Here is a 16,405-nt window from a genome sequence, read left to right as displayed (position 1 = left end):
GTGGAGACGACGGACCGGCCTAAATCATGAGTTGCACGTCGGCGTCGGCCATGTGCTGGAGGGCCGTCGCCGCGCCGACGCCGGTGGTGACGCCGTCGTAGAACTCGGCTTCGTCGTAGCCCATCAGCTCGATGGTCATCTGGCAGGCCTGGAGGTCCACGCCCATGTCGAGGGAGGTCTCGATGAGTTCCTCGACGGTCGCGGTCCCGTTTTCCTGAATCTTCTTTTCCATCATGCTCGTGGCGACGTTGTCCATGAAGGGCAACGCGGCCACGGCGTTCGGCATCGGCATGCTCGGGTTGCCGACCGCGCTGAGCTTCAGGTTCTTCGACTTCTCCTCGTGGAGGATGTCGAGCCCCCAGAACGTGTGGAAGACCACGACGTCCCAGCCGAAGGCGGCCGCCGTGCTGGCGAGGATGAGCGGCGGGTACGCCATGTCGAGGGTGCCTTTGGTCGCGATGATGGTCATCGACTTCTGTCCGTCGTCGTCGGTGGCCTCCCGAAGGTCGGAGACCTCCTCCTGCAGGGCTTGGACCTGCGCGCGGAGGTCTTCGACGGAGGCGGCTCCCGCGTCGACGGGCGCGTCGGCGTCCGAGCTCATTCCTTCTGGATGAGGTGGCGGAAGACCGCGTCGCCGTCTTCCTCGGCCTCTTCCTGGTCGAGCATGGAGACGCCGTCGGTGGAGTCAGCCCAGCCCTTCAGGTCGCTCATGCTACCGGAGTCGGTCGCGACGACCTGCAGAATCTCGCCGCTTTCGAGGTCGTCGACCGCGCCGCGGGTCTTGACGACGGGCATCGGGCAGGACAGTCCTTTCACGTCGAGGGTTTCGGTGGGTTCGTATGTACTCATTTTTCGAGGTCACCTGTGTTGGGTGTATTCCACAATATAGGGGTGCTTCGTAAAAGTGTGTCGGTTCTTGGGTAGACTACACAATACTTAGGCTCGACAGCGATGCATGCCGAAATCGGCGGTTAAACGGGGATTAGCGTCATTACACGCTCGCACGAGTGCGAAATCGCACTACCTTCTGACGATATATTCTGAGTTAGTATTGCAAGAAATTCAAACTACCATCCGAAAGCTTAAGTCGAACCACCCGATAGTGGGTGATGCATACATGACCGTTCCAGACCTGCCGGAACTCGAAGTCGACGTGCCAGTCATCGAGCCCGAGACGCTGAAAGCCCGCATCGACGAGGGCGAGGCGCTCACCATCCTCGACAATCGCGTGCCGTCGGAACACGAGGATTGGCGCATCGACGGCGAGAACGTCTCCCACGTCAACATCCCCTACTTCGAGTTCCTCGACGAGGAGCTCGACGAGGCGCTGTTCGAGGACCTGCCCGAAGACGAGGAGTTCGTCGTCCTCTGTGCGAAGGGCCACTCCTCGGAGTACGTCGCCGGGCTCCTGATTCAGGAGGGCTACGACGCCGTGGCGCTCGAACGCGGGATGAACGGCTGGGCGAGCATCTACGAGTACACCGAACTGGAGACCGACGGCGACGCGCTCGTCGCGCAGTACCAGCGCCCCTCCAGCGGCTGTCTGGCGTACCTCGTCGTCGACGGCGACGAGGCGGCCGTCGTCGACCCGCTCCGGTACTTCGCCGACGAGTACGTCGCCGACGCGAAGGCCCTCGGCGCGGAACTGAAGTACGCCGTCGACACGCACATCCACGCCGACCACATCAGCGGGGTCCGCACGCTGGTCGAAGACCACGGCGTCACGGGCGTCATCCCCGAGGCCGCCGAGGACCGCGGCGTCGACTACGGCACGCCCTACGACACAATCGCGGACGGCGAGACGCTCACCGTCGGCGACACCGACATCGAGGCCATCCACACGCCCGGTCACACGACCGGCATGACGACCTACACGGTCGACAACGTGCTGTTCACGGGCGACGGCCTGTTCATCGAGTCGGTCGCCCGCCCCGACCTCGAAGACGGCGACGAGGGCGCGCCCGACGCGGCCGGAATGCTCTACGACTCGCTGCAGGAGCGCGTCCTCTCGCACGACGACGACGCCATCGTCGCCTCCGCGCACTTCAGCGACGCGGCAATCCCCGCCGCCGACGGCAGTTACACCGCCACGCTCGGGGAACTGAAGGACACGATGGACGCACTTTCGATGCCCAAAGACGAGTTCGTGGAGTTCATCCTCTCGGACATGCCGCCGCGGCCGGCCAACTACGTCGACATCATCGAGACGAACCTCGGCGTGCAGGAGTCGGACGACGACCGCGCCTTCGAGCTCGAACTCGGGCCGAACAACTGCGCGGCCAGCAACGAAGCCCTCACGAACTAAATGTCGGGTCTGACGCCGCTCCTCGTCGAAGGGCTCTTTCCGAACGGTATCGCGCACTACGCGCTCGGCGGTCTCCTCATCGGCCTCGGGACCGCCGTCATCTACCTCGGGACGGGCATCATCGCCGGCGCGAGCACCTTCCTCGAATCGACGCTGTCGTACGCCTCCGACCTCCCGCGGTTCAACAAGGCGAAGTACGTCGCCTCGCGGGACTGGCGGGTCGTGTTCACCCTGAGCATCGTCGCCGGGGCCGCCATCTACACCGTCCTGTTCGGTGACGGCTGGTGGGTCTCCGACGTGCAACCGTGGCGCTTCGCCGTCGGCGGCGTCCTCGTCGGCGTCGGCACCCGAATCGGGAAGGGCTGTACGTCCGGCCACGGGGTCTGCGGCGTCGGCTCGCGCTCGCGGACCTCGCTCGTCAACGTCGCCACGTTCATGCTCGTCGCCATCGGGGTCGCACAGCTCCTGAGCGCGCTGGGGGTGTCGCCGTGAGCGACGACGAACGCGGACTCGGGTTCATGCTGGTCGTCGTCGCGGGCGGCCTGATATTCGGGTTCGGCCTCGCCGTCAGCAACATGGCCCGCCCGGAGGTCGTCCTCGACTTCCTTCAGTTCGACGACCTCGGTCTCGTCTTCGTGATGGGCGGGGCCGCGGTCGTCACCGGCACCGTCTTCGCGCTCGCCGAGGCGTTCGGCGACCGCGCGCCCCTCACCGGGCGCGACTACGGCCGCCGCCTGAAGTCGTTCGACAAGAACGTCGTCGTCGGCGGGGTCGTCTTCGGAGCCGGCTGGGGTATCTCCGGCATCTGTCCCGGCGCCGCCTACGCCAGCCTCGGCGTCGGCAACTACCCCATCCTCATCGCCATCGGCGGGATGTTCGTCGGCGCGTACCTGCAGGGGCTCTGGCGGGCCCGCCGCGCCGAGAGCGCCGTAACCGGCACCTCCGCCGACTGAACCCCTCGTCGGCGAATCCGATCTCGTTCTTTTCCCGTCCGTCGCCCGCAGAGCGACGGCGACGACGTTCTCGCCTCCCTGTCGGCGAACCGCCGCCGATGGGCCGCGGCTCGCGCGCGCTGTCGAGCAGTCGGTGGTCGTTTCCTCCGCGAGTCGACGGTCGACGCTCGCCGCCGATGTCCGAGAACGTCGTCGTGAGCGGCTCTCGACCGAGTCTATGCGATTGTAACCGGCCAGATATAGTATTGCACAAGAAGCAAACAACTATTTTGTCATAGATAGCGGACAAATATGTTCGTAACGTCTCGTGATACAAAATATAGCTCGATTTAGTGGTATTTCTATGTCCATTCTATAACTTACGAGTATGCAACAGCGATATGGTATTGTACAGTATTCCCAAAAGCGTTATATCCTCACTCCGGTTAGCCAGCGGTGTACAAGATAGTATGATGCGTGCAATACACTCCGGGCACCCCGAGGGGTGCTGGTAAGATGTTCGGAATCGAGACGTTGGGCGGGAACGCACAGGCCGCCGCGCTCGTCGGCGTCGTCCTCGTCGAGGCGATGGTGCTGTACGTCGGGTACGGCGCGCTGACCGCCGCACTCGGACCGACCGTTCGGAAGGCCATCGGTGGTGAGTGAGCGTGTTCGAACTACTCGGCATGTCTGCCGGGATGCTGGCCCTCTTCGTCGCGTTCGGGGTTCTCATCGGCGTCCTGTTCGGCTTCTTCGGCATGGGCGGGTCGTTCCTCGTGACGCCCGCGCTGCTCGTCATGGGCTACCCCTCGCGCGTGGCCGTCGGTTCCGGGCTCGCGTTCGTCTTCGGGACCTCCGTCATCGCGACGCTGAAGCACCGCGACCTCGGACAGGTCGACTACAAACTCGGCATCTCGATGATTATCGGGACCACGGTCGGCCTCGAAGTCGGGAAGGAAATCGTCCTCTACCTCGAAGAGCTCGGACTCGCCGGTAACATCATCAGCGTCACGTACGTGTTGCTTCTCGGCGGTATCGGGCTGTTCGTCACCTACGAGGCGCTGAAGGGCGGCAACGGCGGCGGCGTGAGCCACGACGTGGACGGCGACGCCGACATCGACGCCGACGACATCCCCGAACTGGCCAAGAAGATTCAGAGCTACTCGCTCCCGCCGATGATAACCCTCCGCGGCGGCGTCAAAGTCTCGCTGTGGATGATTCTCCTGGTCGCGTTCGCCACGGGGCTCCTCTCGGGCTTCCTCGGCGTCGGCGGCGGCTTCATCCGCATGCCCGCGCTGTTCTACCTCATCGGCGTTCCGGTGCCCATCGCGGTCGGCACCGACCTGTTCGAAATCATGTTCTCGGGCGGTATCGGCTCGTTCCTCTACGCGCAGTCCGGCGGCGTCGACCTCTCTATCGTCGCGCCGCTCCTCGCCGGGTCGGCGCTCGGCGCGCGCGTCGGCTCCGCCGCGACCTCCATCGTCGACGAGGACGAGATCAAGATTTACTTCGGCCTGATGCTGCTCCTCGGCGCGCTCGCCGTCGCCGTGCGGCAGGCCGGGAACTACCTCGGCATGGGCGTCCTCGACTACGTCAGCCTCGCGCTCATCCTCGGGTCGGCGCTCATGGTCTCCGGCGCGGTGCTCTACAGCGCCGTCAAGTCCATTCGCGCGCCTTCGGCCGCCGGAAGTTCGACCGCCGACTGAGGACGACGGCTCGCACGCGAACCGCACTCGTATCGAACCCGAATCCACGACACCGGGACGCCGTTTCTCCCCCGGTGTTGTGCAAACTATACAAACCCTTTTGAGGGCTGACCACGTAGCCCGAACCGACAATGGCTAGCTCGATGGTCGAATACCTGCAATCGGACATGGAGTGTGAGGGACTCCTCGAGTGTCTCCACGGACTGAAGCAACTCGACCGGCGGTGTTTCGAGGTGCTCGTCGAGACCGACGAACACCTGACCGTCGACGAGGTCGCCGAGGCGGTCGAGCGGGAACGTTCGACCGCGTACCGCTCCATCCAGCGCCTGCTGCAGGCGGGGCTCATCCAGAAGGAACAGGTGAACTACGAACACGGCGGCTACTACCACGTCTACCACCCGACCGACCCCAACGAGGTCGCAGACGACATGCAGCGCATGCTCAACGACTGGTACGCCCAGATGGGCACGCTCATCCAGGAGTTCCGCGACAAGTACGACGAGAAAATCGTCCCCGCGGAGTAGTTTTCTTCGACCGACGAGCGGCCGCCGCCTCTCGATTGGTCCACCTCCCAAATCGATTAGGTTCCGTATTCAACGCCTCTGAGTCCATAGCTACTGCCACGACCACTCTATGTCGAAGAGTAAAAGCAGTCCCCGAAACAACGAGTTCGTCGAAGAGTGCCAGTCGTGTGAGTCCCGGACGCCGCACGACGTCTCCATCGAAATCAAGACCGAGAGCCGGAAACGCGAGAACCGCGAGTTCTCCCGCGAGCCGTACCGTGTCACGCGCTGTACGCGCTGCGGGAACACGCGGTCCCAGCGAATGAACGACGCGTGAGCGATACCCCCGCCGACCGCCGGCCACCCTCGGCAGACCACTCCCGACCCCAACCCCGGCCCCGACCCCGACCCCGACCGACCGCCTCCGCGACACCGACGTAGCCACGGTCCGAGCCATGACACAGCAACCCACACCAGACGCGCCGACTGTCCTCCTCGTCGACGACGAGGCCGCCCTCGCCGATAGCCTCGCGCTGTGGCTCGAACGCCGCTACCGCGTCCGAGTCGCGTACTCCGGGCGCGAGGCCCTCCAGACGTTCGACGAGAGCGTCGACCTCGTCTTCCTCGACCACAACCTCCCCGGTCTCTCCGGCGAGTCCGTCCTCGAAGAACTCTCCCGACGGGTCGACCCGTCGTCGTTCGCGGTCGTCATGCTCAGCGCCGCGCCCGGCGACGAACTCGCCGACCTCCCCGTTGACGCCGTGCTCACGAAGCCGGTCACCAAACGCGACGTCTTCGACGCCGCCGACCGATTCGTCGGCGACGCGCCCGAAGCCAAACTCGACTAATCTCCTTTCGACGGTCCGCGGCCGCCCGCTTCAGTCGTCCGCCGACGCGGGATTCAGCTCGTCGAAATACGTCTCGATGAGCTTTCGCTCCGCCGTCCGGAGGTGTTCGTGGAGCGTCGGCGGCGAGATGCCGAGCGAGTCGGCGACCTCTTCTGCCGTGCTCCCGCGGGGCCACTCGAAGTAGCCGGAGACGAGCGACGTTTCGAGGACCGTCTTCTGCCGGTCTGTCAGTTTGGAGTCGAGCGTCCGCCGGAAGGAGTCGGCCGACTGGACGGACCGCTCCACCTCGCGCTTTGCGACGACCGAGACGCCGGCCGCGGCCGTCGTCACCGCCTCCACGAGCGCGCCGTGGTCGGCGTCGGCCGCGACGTGGAGCGCGAGGGTGCCGCTCCCCTCGGAGAGCGTCAACCGCTCCACGCTCGCGCCGTGGTCGATGGCGGTCGACAGCATCGCCTCGGCGTCGGTGCGGAGTTCGACGACGGACTCCTCGTCGCCGTCGGCGACGACGCGGGCCTGCGAGACGTCGGCGGCGTCGATAGCGGCCGCGACCGCGTCGCACCCCGACGCGCCGGCGACGCTGACGAAACAGGTGAGCTCGTCGCCGGCTCGGGTGACGCCGTCCAGCGAGAGTCGGCAGTCGAGCGTCGCCGAGAGCCCGGCGAGCACGCCGGCGCCGCCGCCGACCTGAAACTCCAGTTCGACGACGCTGTCGCCGTTGAGAAGCTGCTTGCTCTGCGTCGCGTTGATGCCGTTGCCGACGGTCGCGCCGAGGTCAGAAAACAGTCCTGCGGACTCCTCGTCGAAGCCGTCGGTCTCGTCGTAGACGACGAGCGCGCCGTACACCGTTTCGCGGTAGTCGATGGCGACACAGAGCGCCGACACCGCGTCGAGGTCGGCGGCGTCGTCGCCGAAGACCGCCGCGCGGTGCGCCTCGGAGATGTCCTCGAAGGCGAAGCCGTCTTCGACCGTTCCGTCGATATCGAACGCCTCGTCGACGAAGTCGAGGTCGACGCCCGAGGGGTCGAGTCCGTAGCCCGCCGCGGCGGTACACCGGAGCGTGCCGGCGGCGGTGCGTCTGAGAACAAACGCGGCCTCGTGGGCGCTCGCGACCGCGTCGCAGACGGTCCGTTCGATTTCGTCGCGGCTCCGCGCGTCGATTATCGCCCGGTCGATGTCGCGGAGGAGCTCGTTGGTCCGGTTCAGGCGGTCGAGCTGCGCCTCGCGGTTACGAATCGCCGCCTCGTGTTCGGCTCGGACCGCCTCCAGTCGACCGCGGAGGTCCGACAGCGCCTCGGGCTCGCGGAGCTCCTCCACGTCGCGGCTGTCGAGCGCCGCCTCCGTGGATTCGAGCGCGAAGTACTCGCGGACCTCCGACTCGAAGCCCGACCGCACGAGCAGCTCTTCGACCGTCTCTTTGACCTCCGACTCCGAGACGGGCTTGACGAGGTAGGCGTCGAACGGCATGTCGACGATGTCCGTGTCGGGCTCGACCGCGGTCATCATCGCCACGCGGCAGTCGAGGCCGCGCTCGCGAATCTCGTCGAGCACGTCGTCGCCCGTGACGTTCGGCATTCGGCGGTCGAGGAGGACGACGTCGACGGTGTCGTCGAGTCGGTGGAGGGCTTCTTCACCGCCGTAGGCGGTCTCGACGGCGAACCGCTCGCCGTCGAGCCAGTACCGGCAGGTGTCTGCGAGGTCCTCGTCGTCGTCGACCACGAGAACGACCTGCTCGGCGGCCCGCTGTTCGGGGCTCTCGCGCGCCGAGCGTTCGGTGACCATCGTATCGAACACACAGTAACGGCGAACAGTAATATATCTGCCCATCGCAGCAGGTGGAATTTAGGCGGTTCAGTGACCCGATTCGGTCGTCTCCGACGGACGGGGAACTCCCGCGACCGACTGCGAACCGACCCGCGAGACGGCCCCGGGCCGAACTCACGCTCGCGGGAGCGTGACGACGAACGTGGCTCCGCCGCGGTCGTTGTCCTCGATTGCGACCGTCCCGCCGTAGCTCTCGACGATTTCGCGGACCAGAAACAGCCCGAACCCGTTACCCGGATTCGACAGGTCCTCGATGCGCTGGTCGACGATGCGGTGTTTCTCCTCGTCCGGGACGCCCGGGCCGTTGTCGGAGACGCGGAGTTCGACCGCGTCGTCGCCGGCCCCAACCTCGACTTCGACCGCCGGGTTCGGCTTGTCGTTGTGCTGGACGGCGTTTTTCAGCAGGTGCTCGATGACCTCGTCCAGCAGGTCGTCGGCGACGACCGAGACGTCGGGGAGCCGTCCGACTTCGACGCTCGCGGCGTCGGTCTCGCTCCGCAGCGACTCCGCGCCGTGGTCGACCGCCTCGTCGATTCGACGCGGTCGGAACTCGTGGGACTCGCGCTCGACGATGACCTTCATGAACGTCCGCATCGTCCCGACGAGTTCGGTCATCTCGCGGACGCGCCCCTGTATCGTTTCGAGGTGGGTCAGCCCCGCGTCGTCCACGAAGTCCTCGACGATGTCCGCCCGCGCGCCGACCACGTTGAGCCCGTTGAGGAGGTTGTGGCGGATGATGCGGTTTACGAACTCCAGTCGCTCCTGTTCGCGCCGCAACTCCCGCTCTCGCTCCTTGCGGGCGGTGATGTCGTGGCCCTCGAGGACCAGAAGCGACACCTCGCCGTCGTCGTCGCGGACCGGGGTGACGGAGAAGTCGATGACGACCGGCCGGTCGGTGTTCTGTCGCTCGATTTCGACCTCGTAGCGGACGAACTCCCCGTCGGCCGCGCGGTCGAGCGCGGCCCGGAGGTCGGCGATTCGCTCGTCGTCGCCGCGCCACCACGGCGTCTCCCACGCCCGCAGTCCGACGATGTCGTCGCGGTCGCCGTCCACGAGGTCGAGCGCGGCGTCGTTCACCCGGAGGACCGTTCCGTCGGGCTCGACCAGCCCGATGTACTGGAACGTGCTGTTGAACACCGCGTCCAACTGTCGCTCGCGGCGCTTCCGGTCGGTCATGTCGCGGGTCACCTTGGCGAAGCCGATGACCTCACCGGTGTCGTCGGTCAGGGCGGTGATGGTGACAGACGCCCAAAAGCGAGTGCCGTCGGCACGGACGCGCCACCCCTCGTTTTCGGCTCGGCCCTCGGTCCGCGCTCGGTCGAGAAGGCGCTCTGGCAGGCCGTCTTCGGCGTCCTCGTCGGTGTAGAACGTCTCGATGTGTTCGCCGAGTATCTCCTCCGTATCGTAGCCCTTGATGGCCGCCGCGCCGCGGTTCCAGCTCTCGACGCGACCCGAGGCGTCGAGGCGGAACAGCGCGTACTCCTCGATGTCCTCGACGATGCGCGAAAACGCCTGCTCGCGGCGTTCGAGTTCGCGCTCGCGCTCCCGCCGGACGTGGGTGTCGATGCCGTGGGCGACGGCGTGGCCGAGATTCGAAATCGGCTCGGCGAGCTCCGCGGTGAACGCCCGCTCGTGTTCGGCGTACATCGTGAGCACGCCGTAGCGCGCGTCGTCGTAGACGAGCGGCACCGACGCCGCCGAGCGGTAGCCGCGTTCGAGCGCCGGTTCGCGGAACGGCCCGAACGCCGGTTCGTCGGCGATGCTGTGGGTCGCCTGCACCGCGTTCGACCGGACCGCGCGGCCGACCGGGCCGTTTCCCTCGGGGCGCTCCGCCGACACCGACACGTCTATCTCGTCGAGGTAGCCGTCCTCGACGCCGGCCCACTCGGTCGGCTCCACGTCGCCGGTCGCCTCGTCGACGACGCCGACCCACGCGAACCGGAGTTCGTCGGTCTGGACGAGTCGCTCGCAGACCTGCCGTTCGATGTCCGCGCGCCCGCCGGCGTCGACGATGGCCTCGTTCACGTCCGCGACGACCTCGTTGAACGTCGCGAGGATGTCGAGTCGCTGGCGCAGTTCGCGCTCCGTCGCAGACGGGTCGTCGACCGACTGCGGAGCCCCGTCGGTCATCCGTCTCGACCCCCCCTCGAACCGGCGTCCCGTCGTGCGTGCATACCCCGACTCTAACCCCCACTGACTTGTGCGTTTCTCGGTCGGCCCGAGCCGTCCCTAACCACGTAGGGCCGTGAATTAGTACCGACCGCGCCATTCGACTATATGGCCACAGTGACCTGCCCGGGTCACTCGTCGTGCCCGCACGACCCTACGGCGGAATCGACAACCTACCCCCTCTCTCCGCCCTGGGGACGTGTCCCTGCCCAAACCCCAACTCCCTTTCCGCGAAATCGCCCGACGAGCGACGGGTGTTTCGTTCGTGTCCCCGACGCGTACATTCATTTCTAGCCGAGGCAGATACAAGACCAAAAGCACGCACCACCGCGCCATTTACGCCGGATGAGCACATACGTGCAACCCATGAAGAAAAACGAGCTCATTCACGTGCATTCGCTGCTCGTAGAAATCGCCACAGACTACCTCGACCGCGGGGTGCTCACCAGCGCCGACCTCGAACCGTACCACCGACTTGGAATCGGCCCGATGGCCCTCCGGGACTGCCGGGCCGACCACGAGCACGCCGTCCGGACGCTCACGACCGCGCTCGCGGTCGGTGCCGCCCGCGACCTCGACCTCGACGCGGAGTCGGTGCCCGGCCGACACCTGCTCCGTCCCGACGAGGCGACCGATACCGACCCCGACACCGACCAGCGCGTCACGTCACACTGATATTTTCTTCGCGGACTCCCCCTCGAACAGCGGCGGCACCGGCCGACGGGTGGACCTAAGAGCGCCCGGCGAGACGCCCCCGGTATGCGACTCGAAGACTACTGGGGAGTCGGCCCGAAGACCTCGGACCGACTGGAATCGGCTCTCGGCAGGGAGGGGGCGGTCGTCGCCATCGAGTCGGCCGACGTGCGGGCGCTCGTCGACGCCGGCGTCACGCGCGGGCGGGCGGTTCGCATCCTCCGCCGCGCCGACGGACAGGCCGGCATCGACGCGCTGTCGACCCGCGACGCCCGAAACGTGTACGACGACCTCCTGTCGCTCGCGAGCGACCGCGCGCTGACCGAACACGCCGCCGACCGAATCCGCGTGCTGACGCCGCTCCCGACCGTCGGAGACCGGCGCGACCGCCTCGACCGCGTCCTCGCGGCGCGGGAGGCGTGGGCCGACCTCGACGACGACGCCCGCGACGCCGTCGAAGCGACGTTCCGCGACTACGACGAGGCCGGCGAGACCGAGCGCGCCGCCGTTCGCGCCGCGCTCGAACTCCGGGAGGCCGGACTTCGCGGGGAGCCGTTCGACGCGCTGGAGGAGGCCGACCCGGATTCCCTCCGCGACGCTCTCGGCGCGCTGGGCTACGTCGACAAGGACGGCTCGGTCGCCGCGGGTGCTGACGACCGCCTCGACAGCCTGCGGAGCCGGCTCGACACCGCGAACGAACTCCAATCCGGCTCGTTCGACGTGCTCGAAACCATCCAGTCGCGGGGCGTCCGCTCGCTCGACGACTTCCGCGCCGCGTTCGTCCAGTACGTCGCCCAGGAGACCGACCTCTCGCGCGGCGAGGTCGAGGCGGTCGCCGCCGAGGACGCCCGCGACGCGACCGACTTCGTGAGCGCGTCGCTCCGGGCGCTCGTCGAGGACCTCGAAGCCGACGTCACCGCGCGCGAGGAGACCGTCGCCGAGGAGCTACGCGACCGCATCTGGGCCGCCCGCGACGACGTGGACCTCGCGGTCGAGGCCGTCGACGAGGTCGCGCTGTCGCTGTCGCTCGCGCGGTTCGCCGACGAGTACGACCTGACGCGGCCGGACATCGCCGAGACGGGGCTGGCGGTCTGCGGGGCCCGAAACCTCTTCATCGACGACCCACAGCCCGTCTCCTACGCCGTCGGCGACCACGAACTCGCGTGCGCCGCCGGGCCGACGCCGCCGGTCGGCGACCGCGTGTCGGTCCTCACCGGGGCCAACAGCGGCGGGAAGACGACGCTTCTGGAGACGCTCTCGCAGGTCGCCATCCTCGCGTCGATGGGGCTTCCGGTCCCCGCCGAGTCGGCGGTCGTCGGCCGGTTCGACTCGGTCGTGTTCCACCGCCGGCACGCGAGCTTCAACGCGGGCGTGCTCGAATCGACGCTCAAGTCCATCGTGCCGCCGCTGTCGGGCGACGGCCGGACGCTGATGCTCGTCGACGAGTTCGAGGCCATCACCGAGCCGGGCCGCGCGGCCGACCTGCTCAACGGCCTCGTGAACCTCACCGTCGAGCGCGACGCCTTCGGCGTCTACGTCACGCACCTCGCGGACGAACTGAGCCCGCTCCCGCCCGAGGCGCGCATCGACGGCATCTTCGCCGAGGGCCTGACCGACGAGTTGGAACTGCGCGTGGACTACCAGCCGCGGTTCGGGACGGTCGGCAAGTCCACGCCGGAGTTCATCGTCTCGCGGCTGGTGGCGAACGCCCGCGACCGCGCCGAGCGCGCCGGCTTCGAGGCGCTGGCGGCGGCGGTGGGCGAAGAGGCGGTACAAAAGACGCTGTCCGACGCCGAGTTCGTCGGCTGAGCCGACGCGGCGGCAGGGAGAGCTATCGGCGGCGTGCGTTCTCGTCGGCTGCGCGGCGACCGCGGCGGCGACGAATCAGCACATCTCGTCGAGCGAGACGAACGCGTCGGCGTCGGCGGTCAACCACGCCTCCATTCGGTCGCAGCAGCTGTCGCGCCGGGGGTAAACGGTCACTTGGTCGGGGCTCCCTCGATAGGTGACGACGACGCTATGGAGGTAGCAATCCCCGGTGGTATCCGCGCCGGTGCGGTCAGCGGTCCCTGCAACCGAGTCCTGAGAGGCGGGCACTTCTGACATTCGCCGTCACCTATACACACGCGACGGCGATTACATAACCTTCACTAAGTGTGGTAGTGATTGACAATACCCGTTGGTTACAAAACGTTGCACCAAGTGGGAGTACGGAGTGATACATAGCTTCGGTTCCCCTCGCGCGGGTGTGGATTCCATAGTTCCGCGGGAGAATCCGCCCCGCCGGGCGACTTCTGCCGGCGGAGACGGGTTGAAGTGCCCGGGACCGCCATCTGGCTGTCGATGGTCGATCCCACGTCCGATTTGGAAGAGAACGTAGACCCCGAAGACGCCCCGACCTGCGCGACGTGCGGGGAGCCGGTTGCCAACAATCCGACGCACCGCGTCGTCACGTGGGTCGAAGACGGCGCCGTGCAGGCGCGGCACTTCTGCGACGACGACTGCCGGGACGCGTGGGACGACGAACGCTGACGCTCTCCTGACGACACGTCTGGCCCTCGGCACGCCGGCCGCGGCGCGGCGCGCCCGCGACTACTCGACCGACGACCAGAACCGGTCGAGGCCGAAGCCGAGCATGTCGGGACTGACCGGCCTGAACTCCTCGCGCTCCTGTTCCGGCAGGTAGTCGCGGACGCCGTTCCACGAGTCGCGGGCGTACCGAGCGTCCACGAAGACGCGGACGCCGACCTCGTCGGTCCCGCGGATGACGCGCCCGATGGCCTGCCGCGCCTTTCTGACCGCGGGCACCGTGAGCGCCGTCTCGAAGCCGTTTCCGAACTCGCGGTCGTAGGCCGTCTTCACCGCGCGGGTCCGCGGCGACGACGTGTTGATGAGCGGGACGCCGCAGACGACGGCGGCCGAGAGCTTGTCGCCGCTGTAGTCGACGCCCTCGGTGAGCGTGCCGCGGAGGCTCGTCACGAGCACCTTCCCGTCGCCGCCGAAGAAGTCGCGCTTGAGCCGCTCCGTGGCCCCGTCGTCCGACGACTCGTCGAGGAGGACGGGCTTGTCGACGCGGGCTTCGAGCGCGCCCGCCATCCACTCGGCCTCGGCGTAGTTCGGCATCCCGACGAGGACGTTGCCCGGCGAGCGCTCGCACACCTCGACGGCGGCGTCGGTGTACGCGAGCCGCGTCTCGTTTTCCTCGCCGGGCGGCCCGCGGTTGCTGTGGGTGAACTTCGGCACGTCGACGGCGAAGCTCGCGCGGTTCGACTCGGGGAAGCCGAGGCCGAACGTCCGCTCGGCGACCGGGCGGCCGTCGTCGGCGAGGGCGTCGAGGCCGGTCACGCGGCGGAACACGTCGATGGGTTCGAGCGTCGCGCTCATCAGGACGCCGCCGCCGAAGTCGCCGAGGCGCTCGGCGATGGCCTCGCCGGGGACGCAGTTGTGGACCGACAGCCGGGCGTTGTACGCGCGACGCCACGACTCCGGCGGCTCCATCTCGTCCCACGTCCGCTCGAGCTCGATTTCGCGGAAGTGCTTTTCGTGGTCCGCGTAGGCCCACGTCGCCAGCGCCCGCCCCGCCGCCGGCGCGGCCCGGCGCTTGTCGTCTTCCTCCACCGAGTCGAGGATGCGGGCGACCGCCGAGCCGGTCGCCTCGGCGCGGACCCACGTCCCCTCGTCGTGGCCGCTCTCCTCGGCCCACTCGGTGAGTTCGTCGACGCCGGGCTCCTCGGGGTCGCGCAGCGGGAGCTCCTCGTCGTCGAGTTCGGTGAGGTCGGCGCGCCAGCCGACGTACTCGCGGTCGAGGTGCGCGGTCACACGCCGGTCAAGTTCCTCCCGGAGGTCGCGGATGAAGTCCCGGGTCTCCTCCAGTTCGCGGAGCGTCACGTCGGCCTCTTGGAGCTCTCCGCGGACGAGTTCGGCGTCGACGGTCGACTTGCCGGCGTCGTCGAACTTCACGGGCTGGATGACGCGGGTGAACTCGCTTTCGGCGTCGCGGAGCGTCCGGTCGCCGACGCCGACCGAGACGAGGTCGCGGACGCGGGGTTCGAGCATGTGCGCCTCGTCGCAGATGACGAACGTCGAGTCGTCGACGAGCGCGCCGGTGAAGGTGCCGACGGTCGTCGGGTCGAACGCGTGGTAGTAGTTGCCGACGACGACCTCGACGTTGGGCAACAGCGCGCCCATCACCGAGTGGGGACACGACCCCGCGCCCGCGGCCAGCGAGACGAGGTCTTCGGTCGCGATGAGGCCCTTATCGTCGAACTCGAAGGGAACGGCCTCGATTGGGTCGCCGTCTTCGGGGAGGTCAGCGAGGAAGTTCGCGTAGAACGGGCAGTACTCCACGTCCTCGTAGTCCGGCATCGACTTGGGGTACGGCGTCGGGTCGCCGGCGGTTTCGAGGTAGTTCGGGCCCGCGGTGGTCGAACCGGTGTCGAGGAGGCCGGTCTGTTGCTCGCGGGCGTCTTTCGCGAGCGCCTCGGCGCTGGTCCGGCCGCCGTCGCCGACGAGCCCGCGGGTCCGGTCGCGGAGGCCCTCACAGCGGTCGTAGACGGTCGCGTCGTCGATGCCGCCGCAGCCCTCGCGGCTGTAGGGACACACGTCGGACTTGCCGACGAGCGTGAGTCCCGAGACGGGTTTCCAGTCGCTCGGGAGGTTCTCGTTGATGGTTCGGAGGTCGGCTTCGAACTGCCGGAGCTGTTGTTTGACGCTCGTGAGGACGAAGACGCGCTCGTAGTCGGAGTCCGGGTCGCGGACGAGGTCGATGCCGGCGGTGAGCGCGAGCATCGTCTTGCCGGTCCCGCACGCGCCCTCCACGACGGCGAACCCGTCGTCTCGGGCGGTCTGTATCGCGGTCTCGATTCCGTCGGCCTGCTCCGGGTACGCCTCCGGGTGGCCGAACACCTCCTGCCAGGTCACGCTCTGTGGTCCAGTTGCGACGGCCATAGGGGTGTCGGTGACTGGCCGCGGACTCGCACTTGAACGTTCGCGCGAGGGATGGCGGCCGGGCCGGCGACGCTATTCGAGGAAGGCGGCGATCGCCTCGGCGAACGCCTCGCGGTCCCCGCCGTCGCCGCCGACGCAGACGACGAACGGCGCGGCGGCGGCGTACACCTTCATCTCGCGCCCCTTCTCGGAGTAGCGGGTGCCGGCGACGCGGACGAGGTCGGCCTCGATGAGGTTCCCGAGGTGGTGGCGGGCGTTCTGGACGGAGGTCTCGACCCGCTTCGAGAGCTCGGTCGCCGTCGCCGGCGAGTCCTGCAGGCACGACAGCAGGTCGCGGGCGGTGTCACAAGAGAGGCAGCCGAGGAGTTGCTCCGTCTCGTCGTCGTCGAGCCAGTGGACGCGCGGGGCGGTCTCGACGCTCGAATCGACGGACCCGTCGGACGGGAGCAACCCTGACATACAATCGACATTTCGGTGCGGG

The 16,405-nt window shown here is 67.7% G+C and carries 18 protein-coding genes; 11 read left to right on the top strand and 7 right to left on the bottom strand.

What is annotated here, in order from left to right:
• Positions 1 to 19: 19 nt before the first annotated feature.
• Together C5C07_RS07265 and C5C07_RS07260 are read right to left on the bottom strand one after the other, a co-directional pair.
• A complete protein-coding gene (locus C5C07_RS07265) occupies positions 20 to 601 on the bottom strand; it encodes a DsrE/DsrF/DrsH-like family protein (protein WP_004977157.1) in 582 nt (193 codons plus the stop codon).
• Positions 598 to 849, bottom strand: coding sequence for a sulfurtransferase TusA family protein (locus C5C07_RS07260; RefSeq protein ID WP_049905219.1), 252 nt, complete (start codon positions 847 to 849; stop codon positions 598 to 600). Before C5C07_RS07260 ends, C5C07_RS07265 begins: the two co-directional genes overlap by 4 nt.
• A 268-nt stretch (positions 850 to 1,117) precedes the next feature.
• Here C5C07_RS07260 and C5C07_RS07255 point away from each other — a divergent pair, with 268 nt between their 5' ends.
• The 8 genes from C5C07_RS07255 (at position 1,118) to C5C07_RS07225 (ending at position 6,294) form a co-directional block, all read left to right on the top strand.
• The gene (locus C5C07_RS07255) at positions 1,118 to 2,305 is read left to right on the top strand and encodes an MBL fold metallo-hydrolase (RefSeq protein ID WP_115804800.1); all 1,188 of its coding nucleotides are present in this window, start codon (positions 1,118 to 1,120) and stop codon (positions 2,303 to 2,305) included.
• Entirely contained in the window at positions 2,306 to 2,797 is a 492-nt protein-coding gene (locus C5C07_RS07250; RefSeq protein WP_004977160.1) for a YeeE/YedE family protein, read from the top strand.
• Positions 2,794 to 3,258, top strand: coding sequence for a DUF6691 family protein (locus C5C07_RS07245; RefSeq protein WP_004977162.1), 465 nt, complete (start codon positions 2,794 to 2,796; stop codon positions 3,256 to 3,258). The genes C5C07_RS07250 and C5C07_RS07245 overlap by 4 nt, the downstream gene beginning before the upstream one ends.
• Positions 3,259 to 3,753: 495 nt before the next feature.
• Positions 3,754 to 3,903, top strand: coding sequence for a hypothetical protein (locus C5C07_RS21645; protein WP_004043577.1), 150 nt, complete (start codon positions 3,754 to 3,756; stop codon positions 3,901 to 3,903).
• Entirely contained in the window at positions 3,900 to 4,943 is a 1,044-nt protein-coding gene (locus C5C07_RS07240) for a sulfite exporter TauE/SafE family protein (protein ID WP_004977163.1), read from the top strand. The genes C5C07_RS21645 and C5C07_RS07240 overlap by 4 nt, the downstream gene beginning before the upstream one ends.
• A 143-nt stretch (positions 4,944 to 5,086) precedes the next feature.
• The gene (locus C5C07_RS07235; RefSeq protein ID WP_004977164.1) at positions 5,087 to 5,467 is read left to right on the top strand and encodes a helix-turn-helix domain-containing protein; all 381 of its coding nucleotides are present in this window, start codon (positions 5,087 to 5,089) and stop codon (positions 5,465 to 5,467) included.
• Positions 5,468 to 5,576: 109 nt separating this feature from the next.
• Positions 5,577 to 5,783: a hypothetical protein gene (locus tag C5C07_RS07230; RefSeq protein WP_004977165.1), complete on the top strand. Its 207-nt coding sequence runs from the start codon at positions 5,577 to 5,579 to the stop codon at positions 5,781 to 5,783.
• 118 nt (positions 5,784 to 5,901) lie between these two features.
• Positions 5,902 to 6,294, top strand: a complete 393-nt coding sequence (locus tag C5C07_RS07225; RefSeq protein ID WP_004977166.1) for a response regulator transcription factor — start codon at positions 5,902 to 5,904, stop codon at positions 6,292 to 6,294.
• A 30-nt stretch (positions 6,295 to 6,324) separates the two neighbouring features.
• Here the strand turns inward: C5C07_RS07225 and C5C07_RS07220 are convergent, their stop codons facing one another.
• Both C5C07_RS07220 and C5C07_RS07215 read right to left on the bottom strand, forming a co-directional pair.
• A complete protein-coding gene (locus C5C07_RS07220) occupies positions 6,325 to 8,073 on the bottom strand; it encodes a bacterio-opsin activator domain-containing protein (RefSeq protein ID WP_050459009.1) in 1,749 nt (582 codons plus the stop codon).
• A 156-nt stretch (positions 8,074 to 8,229) separates the two neighbouring features.
• The gene (locus C5C07_RS07215) at positions 8,230 to 10,245 is read right to left on the bottom strand and encodes a PAS domain S-box protein (RefSeq protein ID WP_115804799.1); all 2,016 of its coding nucleotides are present in this window, start codon (positions 10,243 to 10,245) and stop codon (positions 8,230 to 8,232) included.
• 405 nt (positions 10,246 to 10,650) lie between these two features.
• On the opposite strand from C5C07_RS07215, the gene C5C07_RS07210 reads away from it, so the two are divergent.
• Both C5C07_RS07210 and C5C07_RS07205 read left to right on the top strand, forming a co-directional pair.
• A complete protein-coding gene (locus C5C07_RS07210) occupies positions 10,651 to 10,959 on the top strand; it encodes a UPF0058 family protein (protein WP_050459007.1) in 309 nt (102 codons plus the stop codon).
• 84 nt (positions 10,960 to 11,043) lie between these two features.
• Complete coding sequence (locus tag C5C07_RS07205) at positions 11,044 to 12,786, top strand: DNA mismatch repair protein (protein ID WP_115804798.1); 1,743 nt, start codon at positions 11,044 to 11,046, stop codon at positions 12,784 to 12,786.
• Positions 12,787 to 12,861: 75 nt separating this feature from the next.
• Here C5C07_RS07205 and C5C07_RS07200 read toward each other — a convergent pair whose 3' ends face one another.
• Positions 12,862 to 13,083, bottom strand: a complete 222-nt coding sequence (locus C5C07_RS07200) for a hypothetical protein (RefSeq protein ID WP_049905220.1) — start codon at positions 13,081 to 13,083, stop codon at positions 12,862 to 12,864.
• 237 nt (positions 13,084 to 13,320) lie between these two features.
• On the opposite strand from C5C07_RS07200, the gene C5C07_RS07195 reads away from it, so the two are divergent.
• A complete protein-coding gene (locus C5C07_RS07195) occupies positions 13,321 to 13,509 on the top strand; it encodes a hypothetical protein (protein ID WP_049913423.1) in 189 nt (62 codons plus the stop codon).
• A gap of 60 nt (positions 13,510 to 13,569) precedes the next feature.
• On the opposite strand, the gene C5C07_RS07190 is transcribed toward C5C07_RS07195, so the two are convergent.
• A complete protein-coding gene (locus tag C5C07_RS07190; protein ID WP_004977172.1) occupies positions 13,570 to 15,924 on the bottom strand; it encodes an ATP-dependent DNA helicase in 2,355 nt (784 codons plus the stop codon).
• Positions 15,925 to 15,996: 72 nt separating this feature from the next.
• Positions 15,997 to 16,383 carry a winged helix-turn-helix domain-containing protein gene (locus C5C07_RS07185; RefSeq protein ID WP_050459004.1) on the bottom strand — a complete coding sequence of 129 codons (387 nt, stop codon included), beginning with the start codon at positions 16,381 to 16,383 and terminating at the stop codon, positions 15,997 to 15,999.
• Between the last annotated feature and the right edge of the window lie 22 nt (positions 16,384 to 16,405).

It is taken from the genome of Haloferax sp. Atlit-4N, from assembly GCF_003383025.1.
Taxonomy (GTDB): Archaea; Halobacteriota; Halobacteria; order Halobacteriales; family Haloferacaceae; genus Haloferax; species Haloferax gibbonsii.
This window is presented reverse-complemented; position numbering and strand designations above follow the sequence as displayed.